At 63.0% G+C, this 3,234-nt stretch carries 2 protein-coding genes; both read left to right on the top strand.

Annotation, left to right across the window (positions count from 1 at the left end):
- Positions 1–2,887: SDR family NAD(P)-dependent oxidoreductase (locus AC3EO7_RS37665; RefSeq protein WP_435593864.1), on the top strand; the 2,887-nt coding region annotated here is incomplete at its 5' end.
- Between the two features lie 29 nt (positions 2,888–2,916).
- Positions 2,917–3,234: beta-ketoacyl synthase N-terminal-like domain-containing protein (locus tag AC3EO7_RS37660; RefSeq protein ID WP_435593863.1), on the top strand; the 318-nt coding region annotated here is incomplete at its 3' end.

The raw sequence follows: 3,234 nt of genomic DNA, 5'->3' as shown, positions 1-3,234 counted from the left end.
CAACACCACCATCAGTACCGCCGGTGCCTTTCATGACCGCCTGTTCCAAGTCGACTGGGTGAACATCCCAGCGAACAAGGAGCAGCCGCAATGGGGGTTGTTGGGATCCGACCTTTTCGGGGTGGCCGCAGGACGGCCTGATATCAGCCAGTACTCCAGCATCGAGGACCTGCAGGAAGCGGTAGAGACGGGCGCCGCTCTGGATACAGTACTGGCTTGTCGGGCGTCGGACATCCATGAGGACCTGGTCGAGACCGTCCACCAGAACACCATTGAGGTATTGAACCTGCTCCAGGCGTGGCTTTCGGCTGACTGCTTCATGAACCTGAAACTGGTGATCGTCACGCGAGGTGCTGTGCCGGCTCGGCACGGCGAAGCGGTGGAGGACCTCGCCAATGCCCCGGTGTGGGGACTGGTGCGATCGGCGCAGTCCGAGAACCCCGGCCGGTTCACCCTGGTGGACATTGACGCTGAGGACTTGTCTCTCAGCGTCCTCCCGGCCACGGCCGGCATCGATGAGCCACAGTTGGCGATTCGCGACGGCGTTGTCGTGGCTCCGCGCTTGGCAGCGGTGACGTCCAACGATGCCTTGGCTCTGCCTGCGGGCCCCAGAGCATGGCGACTGGATAACGTCACCGCCGGTACGATCGAGGGCCTCTCAATAGTGCAGTGCCCTGAGGTGCTCGAACCGCTGAAAGAGGGGCAAGTACGCCTCGCGGTGCATGCGGCCGGAATCAACTTCCGTGACATCATGATAGCGCTCGACGTGGTAGCGGGGCTGCAAGGTATCGGCGGCGAAGCTGCCGGCATGGTTCTCGAGGTCGGTCCAGGAGTGGCCGACTTGGCGGTGGGCGACCGAGTCATGGGGTTCTGCGGCGGGTCTTTCGGGCCAGTGGCGGTCGCTGATCATCGCCTGCTGGTGAAGATGCCGGAGGGTTGGCGATTCGACAAGGCCGCATCGATCCCGATCGCCTATGTGACAGCGTATTACGGGCTCGTGGACTTGGCGGAAGTCCAGCCGGGAGAGTCCGTTCTGATCCATGCTGCTGCTGGTGGCGTGGGAACCGCGGCCGTGCAGCTGACCCGCTATCTGGGAGCCGAGGTATATGCCACCGCCAGCCCACAGAAATGGCGGACCCTGCGGGATGCAGGCTTGGATGGGAAACACATAGCGAACTCTCGGACGCTGGACTTTGAAGAGCGATTCCTGGAAGCGACTGACGGCCGCGGCGTAGACGTCGTGATCGATTGTCTGGCAAATGATTTCGTTGACGCAGGACTCCGGCTGCTGGACGATGGTGGCAGGTTCCTGGAGATCGGAAAGACGGACAAGCGTGATCCGGTCGCTGTTTCCGAGCAATACCCTGGTGTCTCCTACCAGGCCTACGACGTCCACGAGGCCGGCCCGGCGCGGATTCAAGAGATACTTCGCGACGTCGTCTCGCTAATCGATCGCGATGTCATCAAGGCCCCGCAGATCACCGCGTGGGATGTCCGGCGCGGGCGTGACGCGTTCCGGGCACTTAGCCAGGCTCGGCTGGTCGGCAAGGCGGTGGTGAACATCCCGCATCCCTTGAATACGCAGGGCACTGCACTGATCACCGGTGGCACCGGAGCGCTCGGCAGGCAGGTGGCGCGTCATCTGGTGGCTCGGCACGGCATGAGGAACCTCCTCGTCGTCAGCCGTCAAGGCATTGAGGCGAAACGTGCTCGCGAGATGGAGGAGGAGCTCACTGCGCTTGACGCTACGGTCGGTTTTGCAACGTGCGATGTTGCAGATCGCGGCGCCGTGGCTGAGCTGCTCGCGGGGATTCCGGACCAGCATCCGCTGGTCGCGGTCGTGCACGCGGCCGGTGTGCTCGACGACGGTACGACCGGTTCGCTGACCTCGGAGCAAGTCGGGCAGGTGTTGCGGCCGAAGGTCGACGGGGCGTGGAACCTGCATGAACTCACGCAGGACTTGCCCTTGTCGATGTTCACCCTCTTCTCTTCGGCGGCGGGGACGTTCGGCAACGCCGGTCAAGGAAACTACGCGGCGGCGAACACCTTCCTGGACGCGTTGGCCCATCAGCGTCGGGCACGTGGTCTCCCCGCTCTCTCGTTGGCCTGGGGTCTGTGGGCTGAGAGTGACGGCATGGTGCGGGATCTGGCCGATCTGGACACCGGTCGATTCGAGCGCTCCGGGATGTCGCCGCTTAGCCATGCGGAAGGCCTGGCCCTCTTTGACGCGGCACATGCCATCGACCAGCCGGTTGTGGCTCCCCTGCGCGTCAATGTGCAGCTGTTTCGGCGCGCCGCCGATACTGTTCCGCACTTGCTGCGTGGACTGATCGGCGAATCGAGGAAGCGGCCCGAGATGAAGAGGGCGCTTGCTGGCGGCGGGCTCTCTCTGGGGAAACGTCTCAGCGCCCTGCCGAAGACTGAACGCGATCAGATGATGGCCGATCTAGTGCGGTCTCATACCGCTCTCGTTCTGGGTATGCGGTCGGCGGAGTCGATTACCGGCAATCTTGCCTTCGCGGATCTTGGGCTCGATTCCCTCACTGCCGTGGAGCTGCGGAATCGACTGGCACAGGACCTTGACATCACGCTTCCCGCAAGCCTGTTGTTCGACCACCCGACCTTCGGGGCGCTGACCGAGTTCCTCGGCACGAAGATTGCTCCCGACGAGCTTTCGGAGATCGACAGGATCGAATCCGACCTCGAGACGTTCGACGGCAGGCTCGCCCTGCTTGCTCCGGGGGGCGACGACAGGAAGCGGATCTTCGAACGCCTGAACGCGCTCGCCAGGAAGTGGGAGCCGGTGGAGGTCGACGACGTTGACCTCGACACCGCGTCAAACGATGACCTTTTCGATCTGATCGACAGGGAATTCGGAACTTTATAAGTCAGCCGATTTCCGGGGAGGTTCGTAGCATGTCCGAAAACGATAAGCTCCGCGAGTACCTGAAGCGCGCCATTTCTGACGCGCGGAAGGCTCGTGCGCTGTTGCGTGCCATTGACGAGAGTGCGCACGAGCCGATTGCGATTGTGGGGATGGCGTGCCGGTTGCCGGGGGGTGTGCGGTCTCCGGAAGGACTGTGGGATCTCGTCGCGTCCGGTGGTGATGGGATTTCGGAGTGGCCGGCCGACCGGGGCTGGGATGTAGAAGCGCTGTACGACTCGGATCCTGATCGTTCGGGGACCAGTTATGTGCGTGAAGGCGGATTCTTGTACGACGCTGCGGATTTCGAT

This window comes from Nocardia sp. bgisy118, from assembly GCF_057708605.1.
Note: the sequence above shows the minus strand (reverse complement) of the source record. Positions and strands in the feature narration are given on the sequence as shown.